Source organism: Escherichia sp. KS167_9B, from assembly GCF_030295215.1.
Taxonomy (GTDB): domain Bacteria; phylum Pseudomonadota; class Gammaproteobacteria; order Enterobacterales; family Enterobacteriaceae; genus Escherichia; species Escherichia coli_F.
Genome location: NZ_AP025754.1, coordinates 668,814 through 686,433, shown reverse-complemented (window position 1 = coordinate 686,433; position 17,620 = coordinate 668,814). Strand labels below are relative to the sequence as shown.

General features: G+C 50.2%; 12 protein-coding genes, 1 tRNA gene and 1 pseudogene. 7 read left to right on the top strand and 7 right to left on the bottom strand.

Annotated features, from left to right (window positions below):
• Positions 1–8: 8 nt before the first annotated feature.
• From cusB to cusC, 3 genes are read right to left on the bottom strand one after another with little or no spacing between them, the layout of a single operon-like run.
• Positions 9–1,232: a Cu(+)/Ag(+) efflux RND transporter periplasmic adaptor subunit CusB gene (cusB, locus tag QUE34_RS03200; protein WP_032302640.1), complete on the bottom strand. Its 1,224-nt coding sequence runs from the start codon at positions 1,230–1,232 to the stop codon at positions 9–11.
• A gap of 15 nt (positions 1,233–1,247) precedes the next feature.
• The gene (gene cusF / locus QUE34_RS03195) at positions 1,248–1,580 is read right to left on the bottom strand and encodes a Cu(+)/Ag(+) efflux RND transporter periplasmic metallochaperone CusF (protein WP_032183576.1); all 333 of its coding nucleotides are present in this window, start codon (positions 1,578–1,580) and stop codon (positions 1,248–1,250) included.
• A gap of 22 nt (positions 1,581–1,602) precedes the next feature.
• Entirely contained in the window at positions 1,603–2,985 is a 1,383-nt protein-coding gene (cusC, locus tag QUE34_RS03190; protein WP_000074270.1) for a Cu(+)/Ag(+) efflux RND transporter outer membrane channel CusC, read from the bottom strand.
• Positions 2,986–3,141: 156 nt separating this feature from the next.
• Here cusC and cusR point away from each other — a divergent pair, with 156 nt between their 5' ends.
• From cusR to envY, 6 genes and pseudogenes are all read left to right on the top strand, one after another.
• A complete protein-coding gene (cusR, locus tag QUE34_RS03185) occupies positions 3,142–3,825 on the top strand; it encodes a copper response regulator transcription factor CusR (RefSeq protein ID WP_000770953.1) in 684 nt (227 codons plus the stop codon).
• Entirely contained in the window at positions 3,815–5,257 is a 1,443-nt protein-coding gene (cusS, locus tag QUE34_RS03180; protein ID WP_103253840.1) for a Cu(+)/Ag(+) sensor histidine kinase CusS, read from the top strand. The genes cusR and cusS overlap by 11 nt, the downstream gene beginning before the upstream one ends.
• A gap of 149 nt (positions 5,258–5,406) precedes the next feature.
• A complete protein-coding gene (gene nfrB, locus QUE34_RS03175; RefSeq protein WP_032302637.1) occupies positions 5,407–7,644 on the top strand; it encodes a cyclic di-3',5'-guanylate-activated glycosyltransferase NfrB in 2,238 nt (745 codons plus the stop codon).
• A pseudogene (gene nfrA, locus QUE34_RS03170) lies at positions 7,631–10,603 on the top strand (bacteriophage adsorption protein NfrA). The gene nfrB and the pseudogene nfrA overlap by 14 nt, the downstream one beginning before the upstream one ends.
• Positions 10,604–11,494, top strand: a complete 891-nt coding sequence (locus QUE34_RS03165; protein WP_286338923.1) for a DUF4434 family protein — start codon at positions 10,604–10,606, stop codon at positions 11,492–11,494. It begins immediately after the preceding pseudogene.
• A 182-nt stretch (positions 11,495–11,676) separates the two neighbouring features.
• Positions 11,677–12,438 (top strand): DNA-binding transcriptional regulator EnvY, encoded by a 762-nt coding sequence (gene envY / locus QUE34_RS03160; protein WP_001177464.1) that lies wholly within the window; start codon positions 11,677–11,679, stop codon positions 12,436–12,438.
• Positions 12,439–12,483: 45 nt separating this feature from the next.
• On the opposite strand, the gene QUE34_RS03155 is transcribed toward envY, so the two are convergent.
• A tRNA-Arg gene (locus tag QUE34_RS03155) sits at positions 12,484–12,560 on the bottom strand.
• A gap of 242 nt (positions 12,561–12,802) precedes the next feature.
• Here QUE34_RS03155 and fimZ point away from each other — a divergent pair.
• On the top strand, positions 12,803–13,435 hold the full coding sequence (fimZ, locus tag QUE34_RS03150; protein WP_000805428.1) for a fimbria biosynthesis transcriptional regulator FimZ: 633 nt from the start codon (positions 12,803–12,805) through the stop codon (positions 13,433–13,435).
• A 2-nt stretch (positions 13,436–13,437) separates the two neighbouring features.
• On the opposite strand, the gene sfmF is transcribed toward fimZ, so the two are convergent.
• From sfmF to QUE34_RS03135, 3 genes are read right to left on the bottom strand one after another with little or no spacing between them, the layout of a single operon-like run.
• Positions 13,438–13,953 (bottom strand): fimbria assembly protein, encoded by a 516-nt coding sequence (gene sfmF / locus QUE34_RS03145; protein ID WP_032302624.1) that lies wholly within the window; start codon positions 13,951–13,953, stop codon positions 13,438–13,440.
• A gap of 10 nt (positions 13,954–13,963) precedes the next feature.
• Entirely contained in the window at positions 13,964–14,971 is a 1,008-nt protein-coding gene (fimH, locus tag QUE34_RS03140) for a type 1 fimbria D-mannose specific adhesin FimH (protein ID WP_103253329.1), read from the bottom strand.
• A gap of 12 nt (positions 14,972–14,983) precedes the next feature.
• Positions 14,984–17,593, bottom strand: coding sequence for a fimbrial biogenesis usher protein (locus tag QUE34_RS03135; RefSeq protein ID WP_032302622.1), 2,610 nt, complete (start codon positions 17,591–17,593; stop codon positions 14,984–14,986).
• Between the last annotated feature and the right edge of the window lie 27 nt (positions 17,594–17,620).

Below are 17,620 nucleotides of genomic sequence, written 5' to 3'. Positions count from 1 at the left end.
TTATTCCCTCAATGCGCATGGGTAGCACTTTCAGAGCGCATCCGCTCCAGTGCGCCAGAAATATTGGCTTCAGAATCAATCAGGTACAGGCCGCTGGAAACCACCTTTTCACCTTCCGCCAGACCAGAACGTAGCGCGGTGACGCCTTGCGACGCCTGGAAAACAGCAACGCGTTTCGGTACAAAGCGCCCGTCGGCATCAACGGTAATCACCCGCTGTTCGTTACCAGTATCAATCAGTGCCTGTGACGGAATGAGCAGCATCGGTTCACTGGCGGTGTTGAGTTGCAACCAGGCGTTCATTCCCGGTTTTAGCGCCTCGTCGGCGTTGTCGACCTCCAGACGCAGTTGCAGCGTGCGGGTCGCGGCATCCACGCCGGGTAGAAGGGTCCATTTGCGGATGCTGAGCGTTTTATCCGGTCGCGCCGGAACGGTGAGCGTAAATTGCGAGGCATCTTTCACCAGCCAGGCGATGGACTCCGGGATCGCAGCAGTGACCCACACCGGGTCCATACCCTGAATTTTCGCGACCACGTTATCTTTGGCGATATTCATTCCCGCGCGCAGATCAAACGCGGTGATCACGCCATCAATGGGCGCTTTGAGCGTAAAGCGAGTCTGGATTTTTTGCGTGGTAATCAGGCGGCGAATATCGGCCTCCGGCATTCCCGCCAGCCGCAGGCGCTCAAGAATGCCTTCAGTCTGGGTCGCCGTACCGCCGGTTTCGCGCAGCAGTAAATACTCACTCTGCGCTTCCACCCAGTCGGGAATGGTCAGGTCGAGAAGCGGTGTGCCCTTTTGCACTTTATCGCCCACGGTGAGCGGATACACCTTGTCGATAAACCCGGCGGCGCGGGCCTGCACAATGGCAAACTGATACTCGTTGTAACTCACATTCGCTGGGAAACTCTGGGCAAAAGTCAGCGGCCCGCGCGTGACGGTCGCCGTTTTCACCCCCAGATTTTGCGTCTGGGTCGGGTCAATGCGCACACCAGACGCAGAACTCTCTTCATCGGCATATTTCGGCACCAGATCCATATCCATAAACGGCGATTTACCTGGTTTATCGAACCGCGTATTGGGATACATTGGGTCGTACCAGAATAAGACTTTACGTTCTGCGGTCGACGTTTTTTCTGCGGGCGGTTCAGCCTTTGCAAACCAGGTAAAACCTGCCGCAGAAATAATACCGCCCGCGATCATGCTGCCGATAATAAGCGCGATTTTTTTCATCTCATTAAACCTGGGTTACTGGCTGACTTTAATATCCTGTAATAAAGAAAGGTTGCCCTGCTGGACAAAATTAAACGCTACTTTGTCGCCAGTTTTAATTTCACTCATTTTCGTCTGCGGGGTGATGGTAAAGCGCATGGTCATCTCCGGCCAGTTCACGGCAGCAATCGGATCGTGATGGATGGTGATTTTTTTGCTTTCCAGATCAACACCTTTTACCACACCGGTGGCGCTAATAACCTGTGGTTGTGCTTCGCTCATGGTTTCATGGTGATGTTCGTTAGCCTGGGCATTAAAGCCAATAACAGTAAACAGACTGAACATTACGACTTGCAGTGCTTTTTTCATTATTCTCTCCTGGAGTTAAAATTTATTGCTGCCAACCGCCACCCAGGGCGGTATATAAGGAAACTTCGTTAACCTGACGGGCATAATTCAGGTCGAGTAAAGTTTGTCGGGTTGCAAATAAAGAACGTTCGGCATCCAGCACTTCCAGATAACTTACCGCGCCGTGCTGATATAATGCCCGCGCCCGTTGCAGGGTAATTTGCAGCGACGCCAGATAACGCTGCTGGGCGCTGATTTGATCGTTCAGGCTTTGACGTAATGCAAGCGCATCTGCCACTTCTTTAAAGGCGTTCTGAATTTTCTGTTCATAATTCACCACCGACTGCTGCTGGCGAATTTCGGCGATATCCAGATTGGCCTGGTTGCGTCCGGCATTAAAAATGGGGATCTCAATTTTGGGAATAAAATTCCACATCCCGCTGCTGGCGTTAAATAATGATGACAGATCGCTGCTGGCGGTTGATATTCCACTGGTCAGGCTTATAGACGGGAAAAATGCCGCACGCGCAGCACCAATATTGGCATTAGCCGCCATTAACGCGTGTTCAGCTTCCATAATATCCGGGCGCTGCAACAAGATTTGCGACGACAAGCCCGCCGGTAATTTAACGCTTTGCAGGCTGTCGCTGTTTACTGTCTGCGCTTGCGGCAGCTTGCCGTAGTTTCCCAATAACAGTTGCAATGCATTATTCGCCTGCGCCAGTTCCCCCTGACGTTTAGCGATATCACTGCGGGTACTTTCTATCACCCCGCGAGCCTGTTCCAGCGCCAGAACATTGCTGCTACCAGTCAAAAGTTGTTTTTCGACAAACGCATATGACTGCTGATAATTACGCAGCGTTTCTTCGGCTATTTGTAATTGCGCATAAGCCAGTTGCTGATTGAAATAGCTTTGCGCGACATTAGAAACCAGCAGAATATGCACCGCGCGCTGAGCTTCCTCAGTGGCTAAATAATTTTGTCGCTCGGCTTCGCTCATGTTCTTTAAGCGACCGAAAAAATCGAGATCAAAGCTGGCGTTAAGGCCAGTCGAGAACTCCCGCGTCGTGGCTGAATCGCCTTTAAGATTGCCGCTCCAGCTGCCGCTACCCTCGCCATTGAGCTGCGGGTAGCGGTCGGCATCGGTCAGACGATATTGCGCCCGTGCCTCCTGCACTTTCAGCGTCGCCATGCGCAAATCCCGATTATTCACCAGCGCCTCGCTAATCAGCGTCTTCACCTGATTATCAACAAAAAAGGTGCGCCAGCCCGCGTTCTGGTAGTTATCTACCGCGTTAACCAGGCCGTTCTGGCTGAGTGAGAACTGCTGCGGCACGGGCATTGCCGGACGCTGATATTCCGGTGCCAGTGAACAACCGGTTAGCGCAAGGGCCACACAAAATGGCAGAAGTTTACAAGGAGACATAGGCTCATAATTTCTGGTGATTTTATGCCGCCAACTTTACTCGCCAGGCTCTGATTTTCCGGTGACAGGAAAATGACAAAATTGTCATTTTGCCAATAAGCGATTGCCATCTGATCCCGCTACTCTAGAATTGCCCGGGCAACATGCGGAGGAAATATGAAACTGTTGATTGTCGAAGATGAAAAGAAAACCGGCGAATACTTAACCAAAGGGTTAACCGAGGCCGGTTTTGTGGTTGATTTGGCCGATAACGGGCTGAATGGATACCATCTGGCGATGACAGGTGATTATGACCTGATAATCCTAGATATTATGCTGCCGGACGTGAACGGCTGGGATATCGTGCGTATGTTGCGTTCCGCCAATAAAGGGATGCCGATTCTGTTGCTTACCGCGCTTGGCACCATTGAACATCGCGTCAAGGGGCTGGAGCTGGGAGCGGATGACTATCTGGTGAAGCCGTTCGCTTTTGCTGAACTGCTGGCGCGGGTGCGCACTCTACTGCGTCGCGGGGCGGCGGTGATTATCGAAAGTCAGTTTCAGGTTGCCGATTTAATGGTTGATCTGGTCAGCCGCAAAGTCACCCGCAGCGGCACGCGCATCACTTTGACCAGTAAAGAGTTTACTCTGCTGGAGTTTTTCCTTCGCCATCAGGGCGAAGTGCTGCCCCGCTCGCTTATCGCCTCGCAGGTGTGGGACATGAATTTCGACAGCGACACTAACGCCATTGATGTGGCGGTGAAGCGGCTGCGCGGCAAAATCGACAACGACTTTGAGCCGAAGCTGATTCAAACCGTGCGCGGCGTGGGTTACATGCTTGAGGTGCCGGATGGTCAGTAAGCCGTTTCAGCGCCCGTTTTCGCTGGCAACCCGCCTGACCTTTTTTATTAGCCTGGCCACCATCGCGGCGTTTTTCGCCTTTGCATGGATCATGATCCACTCAGTAAAAGTGCATTTTGCCGAGCAGGATATTAATGATTTAAAAGAGATTAGCGCCACACTTGAACGGGTACTTAATCACCCTGACGAAACGCAAGCCCGACGCTTAATGACGCTGGAAGATATTGTCAGTGGTTATTCCAATGTGTTGATTTCTCTGGCAGATAGCCACGGTAAAACGGTGTATCACTCCCCCGGCGCGCCGGATATCCGCGAGTTTGCACGTGATGCCATACCCGATAAAGACGCTCGGGGCGGCGAGGTGTATCTCCTTTCCGGCCCGACAATGATGATGCCAGGCCACGGTCACGGGCATATAGAACACAGCAACTGGCGGATGATTAACTTGCCGGTTGGCCCGCTGGTGGACGGCAAACCGATTTATACGCTCTACATCGCGCTGTCTATTGATTTTCATCTTCATTACATTAATGATTTGATGAATAAACTTATTATGACCGCATCGATCATCAGCATCCTGATCGTCTTTATCGTGCTGTTGGCGGTACATAAAGGCCACGCGCCAATTCGCAGCGTCAGCCGTCAAATCCAGAACATTACCTCGAAAGATCTCGACGTTCGCCTCGATCCACAGACCGTGCCCATTGAACTGGAACAACTGGTGCTGTCGTTCAACCATATGATCGAGCGTATCGAGGATGTCTTTACCCGCCAGTCCAATTTCTGTGCGGATATCGCCCACGAAATTCGCACGCCGATTACGAATCTCATAACGCAAACGGAAATCGCCCTCAGCCAGTCGCGCAGCCAGAAGGAGCTGGAAGATGTGCTCTACTCTAATCTCGAAGAGCTGACGCGAATGGCGAAAATGGTCAGCGATATGCTGTTTCTCGCTCAGGCCGATAACAACCAGTTAATCCCCGAAAAGAAAATGCTCAACCTGGCGGATGAAGTTGGTAAAGTGTTCGATTTTTTCGAGGCGTTAGCGGAAGATCGCGGCGTAGCACTACGGTTTGTTGGCGACAAATGTCAGGTTGCGGGCGATCCGCTGATGCTGCGTCGGGCGCTAAGCAACCTGCTTTCTAACGCCCTGCGTTATACGCCGCCCGGAGAGGCAATTGTAGTGCGCTGTCAAACGGTCGATCACCAGGTGCAAGTTACCGTCGAAAACCCCGGTACGCCCATTGCGCCCGAGCACTTACCGCGTTTGTTTGACCGTTTCTACCGCGTTGATCCTTCCCGCCAGCGAAAAGGTGAAGGTAGCGGTATTGGTCTGGCGATAGTGAAATCAATTGTTGTCGCGCATAAAGGCACGGTTGCGGTAACGTCAGATGCGCGGGGGACAAGGTTTGTTATCATATTACCCGCTTAATCCTTCAGCAATCGGCAACTTTTATAACCAGTGTAAAAATAACGTGCCGCAATAATCCTACCTATTAATGATAAAAAGCTGTCACAATTCATAAAAAACTTTAATATACGCCACCCTAAACATAACCAGCGTTAATGTAAGGTTTTTGTGTGGACTGGCTTCTTGATGTTTTTGCAACCTGGCTATATGGCTTAAAAGTAATCGCGATAACGTTAGCGGTCATCATGTTCATCAGCGGGCTGGACGATTTTTTTATTGATGTCGTCTACTGGGTACGCCGCATTAAACGCAAGTTGAGTGTTTATCGCCGCTACCCGCGAATGAGTTACCGCGAACTGTATAAACCAGATGAAAAACCGTTAGCGATTATGGTTCCGGCGTGGAATGAAACGGGCGTCATCGGCAATATGGCCGAGCTGGCGGCGACCACGCTCGACTATGAAAACTATCATATCTTTGTTGGCACCTACCCCAACGACCCAGATACTCAGCGTGATGTTGACGAAGTGTGCGCTCGCTTCCCAAACGTGCATAAGGTAGTCTGCGCGCGTCCTGGCCCCACCAGCAAAGCCGACTGCCTGAACAACGTGCTGGACGCCATCACCCAGTTTGAGCGTAGCGCCAATTTCGCTTTTGCTGGTTTTATTCTGCATGACGCCGAAGACGTAATTTCACCGATGGAATTGCGTCTGTTCAACTATCTGGTCGAGCGTAAAGATCTGATTCAGATCCCGGTATACCCATTCGAACGCGAATGGACGCACTTCACCAGCATGACTTACATTGATGAGTTTTCAGAACTGCATGGCAAAGATGTTCCGGTGCGTGAAGCCCTCGCCGGACAGGTGCCCAGCGCAGGCGTCGGTACTTGTTTCAGCCGCCGCGCCGTGACCGCACTGTTAGCTGATGGTGACGGTATTGCTTTCGACGTGCAGAGTCTTACTGAAGATTACGACATTGGTTTCCGCCTGAAAGAAAAAGGTATGACGGAAATTTTTGTCCGTTTTCCGGTGGTGGACGAAGCCAAAGAACGCGAGCAGCGTAAATTTTTACAGCACGCGCGGACGTCAAACATGATCTGCGTGCGCGAATATTTCCCCGATACCTTTTCGACGGCGGTTCGACAAAAATCTCGCTGGATCATCGGCATTGTTTTCCAGGGCTTTAAAACCCATAAATGGACCTCCAGCCTGACGCTGAACTACTTTCTCTGGCGCGACCGCAAAGGGGCAATCAGTAACTTTGTCAGCTTCCTCGCGATGCTGGTGATGATCCAGCTTTTGCTGTTACTGGCGTATGAAAGTTTCTGGCCCGATGCCTGGCATTTCCTTTCTATTTTCAGCGGCAGCGCATGGTTAATGACCCTGCTGTGGCTAAACTTTGGTTTGATGGTTAACCGCATCGTGCAGCGGGTGATTTTTGTCACTGGCTACTACGGTCTGACGCAGGGGCTGCTATCTGTCCTGCGTCTTTTCTGGGGCAACCTGATTAACTTCATGGCCAACTGGCGCGCGTTAAGACAGGTACTTCAACACGGCGATCCACGTCGCGTCGCGTGGGATAAAACAACGCATGACTTCCCCAGCGTCACTGGCGATACCCGCTCGTTGCGCCCGTTAGGTCAAATTCTGCTGGAAAATCAGGTCATCACTGAAGAACAACTCGATACGGCACTGCGTAATCGTGTCGAAGGTCTACGCTTGGGCGGTTCAATGTTGATGCAGGGGCTGATTAGCGCCGAACAGCTGGCACAGGCACTGGCAGAGCAAAACGGCGTGGCGTGGGAGTCCATCGATGCCTGGCAGATCCCTTCTTCGCTGATTGCCGCGATGCCGGCCTCCGTGGCGCTGCATTATGCGGTGCTACCGCTGCGTCTGGAAAATGATGAGTTAATTGTCGGCAGTGAAGATGGTATTGACCCGGTTTCGCTGGCAGCCCTGACGCGTAAAGTTGGATGCAAAGTGCGTTACGTCATTGTTCTGCGGGGACAAATTGTCACGGGGTTACGTCACTGGTATGCACGCCGACGCGGTCACGATCCGCGGGCAATGTTGTACAATGCGGTTCAGCATCAGTGGCTCACGGAACAGCAGGCCGGTGAAATCTGGCGGCAATATGTGCCGCATCAGTTCCTGTTCGCCGAAATACTGACCACGCTCGGTCATATTAATCGTTCAGCAATTAACGTGTTGTTATTGCGCCATGAACGCAGTTCTCTGCCGCTCGGCAAGTTTTTGGTCACCGAAGGCGTTATCAGCCAGGAAACGTTGGATCGCGTCCTGACAATTCAACGCGAATTACAAGTTTCGATGCAATCACTATTACTCAAAGCAGGTTTAAACACAGAACAGGTTGCGCAACTGGAGTCCGAAAATGAAGGAGAATAACCTTAATCGCGTCATCGGATGGTCTGGTTTACTGCTGACGTCTTTATTGAGTACCAGCGCACTCGCAGACAATATCGGCACCAGCGCAGAAGAGCTGGGGCTGAGCGATTATCGCCATTTTGTTATTTATCCCCGTCTCGATAAGGCGCTGAAGGCACAGAAAAATAACGACGAAGCAACCGCCATCCGCGAATTTGAATATATACACCAGCAGGTGCCGGATAATATTCCGCTGACTTTATACCTTGCGGAAGCCTATCGCCATTTTGGTCATGATGACCGGGCGCGGCTGTTGCTTGAGGATCAACTGAAACGTCACCCAGGAGATGCCCGACTTGAGCGCAGTCTGGCGGCTATTCCAGTTGAAGTGAAAAGCGTTACGACTGTTGAAGAACTGCTTGCCCAGCAAAAAGCGTGCGACGCTGCGCCGACCCTGCGTTGTCGCAGTGAAGTCGGGCAGAATGCCCTGCGGCTGGCACAATTACCTGTCGCCAGAGCGCAACTGAACGATGCGACGTTTGCTGCATCGACGGAAGGAAAAACGCTGCGAACCGATCTGCTGCAACGGGCAATCTACCTCAAGCAGTGGTCGCTGGCAGAAGCGTTGTTCAGTGAATCACGGCAACAAAATACATTAAACGCAGCTGAGCGCCGTCAGTGGTTTGATGTTCTGCTCGCAGGCCAGCTGGATGATCGGATCCTGGCGCTGCAATCAGAGGGGATCTTCACCGATCCACAGTCATATATTACTTACGCGACCGCGCTGGCTTATCGTGGCGAGAAAGCACGCCTCCAGCATTATCTCATTGAAAATAAGCCGCTGTTTACCACGGACGCACAAGAGAAAAGTTGGCTCTATCTGTTATCTAAATACAGCGCCAACCCCGTTCAGGCGTTGGCGAATTATACGGTACAGTTTGCCGATAACCGCCAGTATGTTGTTGGCGCGACGCTACCGGTGCTGTTAAAAGAAGGTCAGTACGACGCAGCGCAAAAACTGCTCGCCACCCTCCCCGCCAATGAAATGCTTGAGGAGCGTTATACCGTTAGCGTAGCGACCCATAACAAGGCTGAAGCTCTGCGTCTGGCACGATTGCTGTATCAGCAAGAACCGGCAAATCTTACCCGCCTGGATCAACTGACCTGGCAACTGATGCAGAACGAGCAGTCACGCGAAGCTGCCGATTTATTGCTGCAACGCTATCCTTTCCAGGGCGATGCGCGTGTCAGCCAGACTTTAATGGCGCGACTGGCGTCTCTGCTGGAAAGTCATCCTTACCTGGCAACTCCGGCGAAGGTGGCGATTTTATCGAAACCCTTACCGCTGGCGGAGCAACGTCAGTGGCAAAGTCAGTTGCCGGGTATTGCAGATAATTGCCCGGCAATAGTTCGCTTGCTGGGCGATATGTCGCCTTCCTACGATGCCGCCGCCTGGAACCGTCTGGCAAAGTGTTATCGGGACACGCTACCCGGCGTGGCGTTGTATGCATGGCTTCAGGCCGAACAACGGCAACCGAACGCCTAGCAACATCGTGCGGTAGCCTATCAGGCGTATCAGGTTGAGGATTACGCCACCGCACTGGCGGCCTGGCAGAAAATCAGTCTTCACGACATGAGCAATGAGGATCTGCTTGCTGCTGCCAATACCGCCCAGGCGGCAGGAAATGGTGCGGCTCGCGATCGCTGGCTTCAGCAGGCAGAACAACGTGGGCTGGGAAACAATGCCCTCTACTGGTGGCTGCATGCGCAACGTTACATTCCTGGTCAGCCGGAACTCGCACTGAACGATCTCACGCGCTCAATCAATATTGCGCCTTCTGCCAACGCTTACGTTGCGCGGGCGACAATTTATCGCCAACGTCATAATGTCCCGGCGGCGGTGAGTGATTTGCGCGCCGCTCTGGAACTGGAACCGAATAATAGCAACACCCAGGCAGCGCTCGGTTACGCCTTGTGGGATAGCGGTGATATTGCACAGTCGCGGGAAATGCTCGAACAGGCGCATAAAGGGCTACCGGACGATCCGGCACTTATCCGACAACTGGCCTACGTGAACCAGCGTCTGGATGATATGCCTGCGACGCAGCACTACGCCCGGCTGGTGATTGATGACATTGATAATCAGGCGCTGATAACCCCACTGACCCCAGAGCAAAATCAGCAACGCTTCAATTTCCGCCGTCTGCATGAGGAGGTCGGTCGCCGCTGGACGTTCAGTTTCGATTCTTCTATCGGCTTGCGTTCCGGCGCAATGAGTACCGCTAACAATAATGTCGGCGGCGCAGCGCCAGGGAAAAGCTATCGTAGCTACGGGCAACTGGAAGCCGAGTACCGCATCGGACGCAATATGATGCTGGAAGGCGACCTGCTCTCGGTTTACAGCCGTGTATTTGCCGATACCGGAGAAAACGGGGTGATGATGCCGGTGAAAAATCCGATGTCCGGCACCGGTCTGCGCTGGAAGCCGCTGCGCGATCAGATCTTTTTCCTCGCCGTCGAACAGCAGTTGCCGCTGAACGGGCAAAATGGCGCATCCGATACCATGCTGCGCGCCAGCGCCTCATTCTTTAATGGCGGCAAATACAGCGACGAATGGCACCCGAACGGTTCAGGCTGGTTTGCCCAAAACCTGTACCTCGATGCGGCGCAATATGTCCGCCAGGATATTCAGGCGTGGACGGCAGATTATCGCTTAAGCTGGCATCAGAAGGTGGCGAACGGACAGACTATTGAGCCTTACGCTCACGTTCAGGACAACGGCTATCGGGATAAAGGTACCCAGGGCGCGCAGCTTGGCGGTGTCGGTGTCCGCTGGAATATCTGGACCGGCGAGACGCACTACGACGCCTGGCCGCACAAAGTCAGTCTCGGCGTCGAATATCAACATACCTTTAAGGCGATTAATCAACGTAACGGAGAGCGCAACAACGCGTTTCTCACCATTGGAGTGCACTGGTAAATGCGTAAGTTCATTTTCGTATTGCTGACACTGCTTTTGGTCAGCCCTTTTTCCTTTGCGATGAAAGGTATTATCTGGCAACCACAAAACCGTGATAGTCAGGTTACCGATACCCAGTGGCAGGGGCTGATGAGTCAGTTACGTTTGCAAGGCTTCGATACCCTGGTTTTGCAATGGACCCGTTACGGCGATGCATTCACCCAGCCAGAACAGCGCGCGTTATTGTTTAAGCGTGCCGCAGCTGCGCAACAGGCTGGCCTGAAGCTGATTGTCGGGCTGAATGCCGATCCGGAATTTTTTATGCACCAGAAACAGTCATCCGCGGTGCTGGAAAGCTATCTTAATCGCCTGCTGGCTGCCGATCTCCAGCAAGCCAGATTATGGAGCGCCGTACCTGGCGTAACGCCGGATGGCTGGTACATCAGCGCGGAAATTGACGACCTGAACTGGCGCAGCGAAGCCGTCCGTCAGCCCTTGCTAACGTGGTTAAACAATGCGCAGCGGCTGATTAGTGATGTTTCGGCAAAACCGGTTTATATCAGTAGTTTTTTCGCCGGAAATATGTCGCCCGATGGCTATCGCCAACTGCTGGAACACGTTAAAGCAACCGGCGTTAATGTCTGGGTTCAGGATGGCAGCGGCGTTGATAAACTCACCGCTGAACAGCGTGAACGTTATCTACAGGCCAGCGCCGATTGCCAAAGCTCCGCCCCAGCAAGCGGCATTGTTTATGAACTGTTTGTCGCCGGCAAAGGCAAAACCTTTACCGCGAAACCGAAACCGGATGCAGAGATCGCCTCGCTGTTAGCGAAACGTTCCTCTTGCGGTAAAGACACGCTCTATTTCTCTCTGCGCTATTTGCCCGTCGCGCACGGCATTCTCGAGTATTAAATCTCCTCCAGGTAAGTCGGGTACGACCTGGCTTACCTCTTTCGCTCTCGTCAGAATTCCATCAAGATTAATTGCTAAAAAGCGTGCTAAAGAAAGAAGATCGTTATCGGCGAACGGGCCGATCACTCATGCAGGAAGCATAGATCCTTTGAGCGGAGTTTCTGATATCTGAGGAGTGCGAAATGCAATTGAGCAGCAGTGAACCTTGCGTGGTGATCCTGACCGAAAAAGAGGTAGAGGTAAGCGTCAATAACCATGCTACGTTTACCCTTCCGAAAAACTACCTGGCCGCCTTCGCGTGCAACAATAACGTCATTGAACTCTCAACGTTAAATCACGTATTAATCACCCACATCAACCGTAACATCATCAACGATTATCTGTTGTTTTTAAATAAGAACTTAACCTGTGTAAAGCCCTGGTCGCGGCTGGCTACCCCGGTTATCGCTTGTCATAGCCGTACACCGGAAGTGTTCCGGCTAGCCGCCAACCACAGCAAGCAGCAACCCAGCAAACCCTGCGAAGCGGAGTTGACGCGCGCATTGCTTTTTACCGTATTGTCTAACTTTCTTGAGCAATCGCGGTTTATTGCCCTACTGATGTATATCTTACGCAGCAGCGTCCGCGACAGCGTCTGCCGCATTATTCAAAGCGATATTCAGCATTACTGGAATCTGCGAATTGTCGCCAGTTCGCTATGTTTAAGCCCCAGCCTGCTCAAAAAGAAATTAAAAAACGAAAATACCAGCTATAGCCAGATTGTCACAGAGTGTCGTATGCGTTACGCCGTACAGATGTTATTGATGGATAACAAAAATATCACTCAGGTAGCGCAATTATGTGGCTATAGCAGCACGTCGTACTTTATCTCTGTTTTTAAGGCGTTTTACGGCCTGACACCGTTGAATTATCTCGCCAAACAGCGACAAAAAGTGATGTGGTGAAGGGCAAAGCGGAAACAGATAAGACTGGCATAAATCAAGAAGAAATGGCGCGCCCTGCAGGATTCGAACCTGCGGCCCACGACTTAGAAGGTCGTTGCTCTATCCAACTGAGCTAAGGGCGCGTTGATACCGCAATGCGGTGTAATCGCGTGAATTATACGGTCAACCCTTGCTGAGTCAATGGCTTTTGATCTGGTTGCTGAACAAGTGAACGACCGCGTCTGATTTTCTGATTTATTTCGCTATAGCGGCAAACAAACGTACACCGCTGCGCGTCTGAATCAAGAAAACCCGTATTTTCATGTATCAAAGTACAATTTCCCGCCCTAACGGAAAATTGTCCGATCCTATGAGACTGATAACTATGAAACCAACGTCGGTGATCATTATGGATACTCATCCTATCATCAGAATGTCTATTGAAGTTCTGTTGCAAAAAAACAGTGAATTGCAGATTGTCCTGAAAACGGATGATTACCGCATAACCATCGATTATCTCCGAACCCGTCCTGTTGATTTAATCATTATGGATATAGACTTGCCCGGTACAGACGGTTTTACCTTCCTGAAAAGGATCAAACAAATCCAGAGTACAGTAAAAGTATTATTTTTATCATCGAAATCAGAATGCTTTTATGCTGGCAGAGCGATACAAGCTGGTGCTAACGGTTTTGTCAGTAAATGCAATGATCAGAATGATATTTTTCATGCCGTTCAGATGATCCTCTCCGGATACACTTTTTTTCCCAGCGAAACGCTCAACTATATAAAAAGCAATAAATGCAGTACGAATAGTTCAACGGTCACTGTGCTATCTAATCGTGAAGTGACCATATTACGTTATCTGGTTAGCGGATTATCTAATAAAGAAATTGCCGATAAGTTATTACTTAGCAATAAAACAGTTAGTGCGCATAAATCTAATATTTATGGCAAGCTAGGTTTGCATTCAATTGTAGAGCTTATCGACTACGCCAAATTATATGAATTAATATAATATTAATTATAATTGATCATAAATATCGCATCCGCTTTCGCCACACCAGGCTGAACACCGCTGGCTAACGCCCGATAATTGGCAAAAAAGTTTAGCGTGACATTGCCATTTGCATCTACTTCCTCAGTCGGGCTCGTCTCCCCCAGTGCGAGCCGGGAGCGATCGCTATTACGTAATTCGATGGCGACGGTTTGTGCCATTGCGGGATCATCCAGAGCCAGCAGGTTGGTATCGGATGCCAGCGTTCCCGTAAATAAAATCGCGACTGAACCCGGAGGACATCCCTCCAGCCGCAGGCTAAAAGGGACGAGTGCCGTGGTATCGCCAGCGGTCAGTAGTTGTGTCGTAGGCCATCTGCCTAAATCTACCGTCTTATCAATATCCGCTGTGTTTACGGTACAGGAGAAATCAACAACGTTACCGTGCAAATTGATATTAATCGTTCCTAAAGGGTCAGCTGCCCATCCACTGGAACTCCACAGTAGCCCGCAGAAACAGCTAAAGATTACTCTTCTCATTCTCCGTACCTCATTGATAATCGACGCGTAAATACCCCAGCGCGCTAAACGGCCCTTCGGTCGGTTTTTGACCGGTAATACTGATAGGCCAGGCGCGAAGTGTGACATTGGCTGCCGCAGCTGCATCCAGACGGAAAGGAATAACGCTATTGAGATCGTTAGGCGTGATCGGCGTATCGTTCTGATCGGCGACAATAAAACCTAAATCCTGATTGTCCGACACCATCGCCTGACCAGAAACGGCACTGGCTTCCAGACGCATTGTTAAATAAGCCTGCGCAGCAACATTCGTACATTTGATCGCAATGCTCTTGGTTTGCGGCATGACACCAGCAGGTCGATTACCCGGCCCTGCCGCACTAAATAACGATGCGCCGATATCACCAAAATCAAATTCAACAATCTGCCCGGCATTTAATTCGCAGTTTTGCGGTACTTCAACCCGGCCACCAAAACTAATGGTATAAACAGGTGTAACCAACGGATCGTAAGGCGTTGATGTCACATACACGGTAAACATCACCTGTCTGGGGATCTCCACCATGTTAATAAAAGGACGAATAACCTTTAAACGAAATATCAAACGAGAATCCATCACCCCGAACGGAAGGTTTTGCGAAACGTTAGGATCTGTTCCCATACGGATATAATTTTGCGGGGGAAATTGAATATCCATCACGCTATCAACCAGACTCATCGCACCTAATAGATAATCATTTAATTGCATATATTTATAATTATCGATAGTTTCCTGAACAACAAAGTTGGTGACATAACTACGGTATGTATAATTCACCAACGTGCCGGGTGGGCAAATTGCTGACACACCTACCCAGCCGGATTTTTCCGGTAAAACAACAATCTGACCTGGCTGGTTATTGGTGCTATTAAAGACATTTGAGAGATCATAGTGTTCATCTTCTGCTACGCCAGTACTATTTGCACAAACAGTAGCCCAGGATATGTTTGTTAACCACAAACATGCCATTGCCAATAATGACCTGCAGATTATCTTCATTGATAATTTCCTTTATGAGCCAGGATGTGTGCAAACTGCCGAAATAACAGTGACGGCTTGCTGTAAGCTTTGCTTCGGCAATACATAGTGCACAATGCAGCGTGAGTTCGCGCCGTCTCCCCACTGAACCAGTAATTCACCAGACAATGGCGCACCACTTAAATAAACTTGCCCGTCATCACCCACCATACTGGTTATTCCGGTACTGTTTTCCCGTACCAGTGATCCAAACGGCACCGGTTTTCCGCCCTGGGTAACGGTAATGAGCGCCCGCACGCCTATGCGGGTATCAAAATTGGCACGAACCAACGCGCCTTGCGTCGGCACAACGCTGCTAATATTTTTTTCAACATCGATGGAATTCCCCATCGTATTGGTATCAAGCGCGATACGGTTATACCGATAAACCGTGGCATACGGCATCACCGCATAGCCGCGCCAGTCGGTTAAAATTCCAGTTTGATTTTCAATGCGTACACCGCCTGCGCCAGGCGCTTTAATCAAAACATTGGTATCCCCTAAAGGCTGGCTCAGCGTTATACCATTTTCATGCCCGACCACACCGCCAGACAGCTGCCAGTTAACGTCATGTTGATCGCGGTCGTAGTTATACCCGACCCCCAGCGTACCGTAAGCGGCCTGCCAGTTTGCCGTGGCGCTGCCCGTGTACCCATTATTCGAGGTATCGCCCTGGCTTACGTGATAACTCAGGTTGTGGCCTTCCAGTAAGGTCCCACCAACGCCTGCCAGCCAGCTATTTTGCCCGTTGCTGTTACGGTTGGCGTTAAAGGAGGCATAAGCGCGATCGAGCGCATTTTCCCGGGTGTAGCGACGTTTGGTCAGAACATTGAAAGGCACTGAAACATTAAGTCCGACAATACGTTCGTTATCGGGGATCCCTACAGATTCATTCCACGAAAATGAGAGTGAATAACTGATGCCAACCCAGCTGCTGGTATACCCCACCTGATACCAGGTATCTGAATCCGAAGTATTCCAGTATTTTTGATGGGTACCAGAAATATAAAGCGAGCCAAAGTCATTAAGTGATTGTGAAATATTTAACTGCAAACGGTCTTTACGACTAAAGCGTAAATTGTGGTAATTCACGATTATCGGTTCATCACGATGCTCACCGTCATAATCGTAATCATATTCGTACCCCTCCATTCGACGATACGCAACATCATCAAGGGTATAAAAACCTTGTGTCGAATAGCGGTAACCCATTAACTGAAAATTGGTGCCGAAAGTGTTCATTGATTTCGCATAGAGGAAGCGAATGGAATCCCCCTCATGACGACTGTCGTCGGCTAACTGACTGCGTGCATGCGTTACATCCAGCGACACTGCGCCCCAGTTCCCGAGGTTGCGCCCCAGCCCTAACAAAAAGGCGGTGTAATTTGCAGATAATTGCGTCCCGCCGTAGGCAGTAAATTCCTGTGGTAAACCGCCGAGTGCCGTGCCCTGAAAAAAGAAAGGCGACGATTGCTGACTATTACCGCTACGAAAATCGCCCGCCGTCAGGTCAAATTTGAAACGCCCTTCGCGTTGTAAAATTGGCACTGTTGAATACGGAATAGTGTAATTCTGTTGATTACCATCGCGCTCGTCGATGGTGACGTCCAGATCGCCATTTGAAGATGTCGGGTGCAAATCTGTAATTTCGAAAGCGCCGGGGGAAACATAGCTTTGATAGATAATAAAACCATTTTGCCGAATCGTTAGCTGGGCCGCCGTACGGGCAATCCCACGTACCGTTGGGGCAAACCCTTGCTGGCTATCTGGATACATATTATCAGAAGAATAAAGCCGTACACCTCGAAATCCGACGCCATCGAAAATATCACTCCCTGTATTACCGTCTCCCATTACCAGTTCACTTTTCAGCGGAATAATGGCGCGCTGTACCCAGGTGCCAATATTATTCCACTGTTCTGAATGATATCCATTTCCGCGAAAATAGTTCCAGGAACCATTGTTGCGTAAACGCCACGGGCCAATATTAATCCCACTGAGTTCACTAAAAAAATAGCTATCGTTACCATTACCTCTGTTACCGGTGAAATTATAATTCAGGAGTAAAGCAGGAATACCTTCATCCCACTCTTCAGGCGGAATGTAACCGTGAGCGCTACTCAACAACGCTATCTGAGGAATAGTGATGTTCAGGCGCATCGCTGCAAAATCAAAGTTAATTGTGGCATCAGGTACAGCTTTCAGTAAATTAATGCATTTATTATTTTGCTGCTGGGCTAACTCGGGGAATGCACTGCTATTAAGGCCAATTCGTTCAAGGAGTGCCTGGTTAAAACAAGGCATTAACCCACCTGATTTATCACCTGTATTTACTGTCGTCGATTCAAATACGATATCCTGTGAACCAATGAACTCATCATTACGCCAGAGATCCACCCGATACACACCCGCAGGTTGATGATTACCTCTCTCAAAGCGCGATAAATCAGCAACGGATGTGCCATTCTCTAATAAAAATGCCGGGTTGAAATAACTTTCCGCATAGCTTAAAAAGGAGGGTAAAATGGCAAGAGATGAATAACAAATTCCGGCCAGACACCAGGTATACCTCTGCGGAATATCCGTAGTAGTGGGTATTTTCATAATTAGCTCTGATATTGTCAGATGATT

What these genes read in the sequence shown, in the direction of transcription:
- cusB (WP_032302640.1), bottom strand. Translation starts at nt 1,232, where the DNA reads ATGAAAAAAATCGCGCTTATTATCGGCAGCATGATCGCGGGCGGTATT.
- cusF (WP_032183576.1), bottom strand. Translation starts at nt 1,580, where the DNA reads ATGAAAAAAGCACTGCAAGTCGTAATGTTCAGTCTGTTTACTGTTATT.
- cusC (WP_000074270.1), bottom strand. Translation starts at nt 2,985, where the DNA reads ATGTCTCCTTGTAAACTTCTGCCATTTTGTGTGGCCCTTGCGCTAACC.
- cusR (WP_000770953.1), top strand. Translation starts at nt 3,142, where the DNA reads ATGAAACTGTTGATTGTCGAAGATGAAAAGAAAACCGGCGAATACTTA.
- cusS (WP_103253840.1), top strand. Translation starts at nt 3,815, where the DNA reads ATGGTCAGTAAGCCGTTTCAGCGCCCGTTTTCGCTGGCAACCCGCCTG.
- QUE34_RS03165 (WP_286338923.1), top strand. Translation starts at nt 10,604, where the DNA reads ATGCGTAAGTTCATTTTCGTATTGCTGACACTGCTTTTGGTCAGCCCT.
- envY (WP_001177464.1), top strand. Translation starts at nt 11,677, where the DNA reads ATGCAATTGAGCAGCAGTGAACCTTGCGTGGTGATCCTGACCGAAAAA.
- fimZ (WP_000805428.1), top strand. Translation starts at nt 12,803, where the DNA reads ATGAAACCAACGTCGGTGATCATTATGGATACTCATCCTATCATCAGA.
- sfmF (WP_032302624.1), bottom strand. Translation starts at nt 13,953, where the DNA reads ATGAGAAGAGTAATCTTTAGCTGTTTCTGCGGGCTACTGTGGAGTTCC.
- fimH (WP_103253329.1), bottom strand. Translation starts at nt 14,971, where the DNA reads ATGAAGATAATCTGCAGGTCATTATTGGCAATGGCATGTTTGTGGTTA.
- QUE34_RS03135 (WP_032302622.1), bottom strand. Translation starts at nt 17,593, where the DNA reads ATGAAAATACCCACTACTACGGATATTCCGCAGAGGTATACCTGGTGT.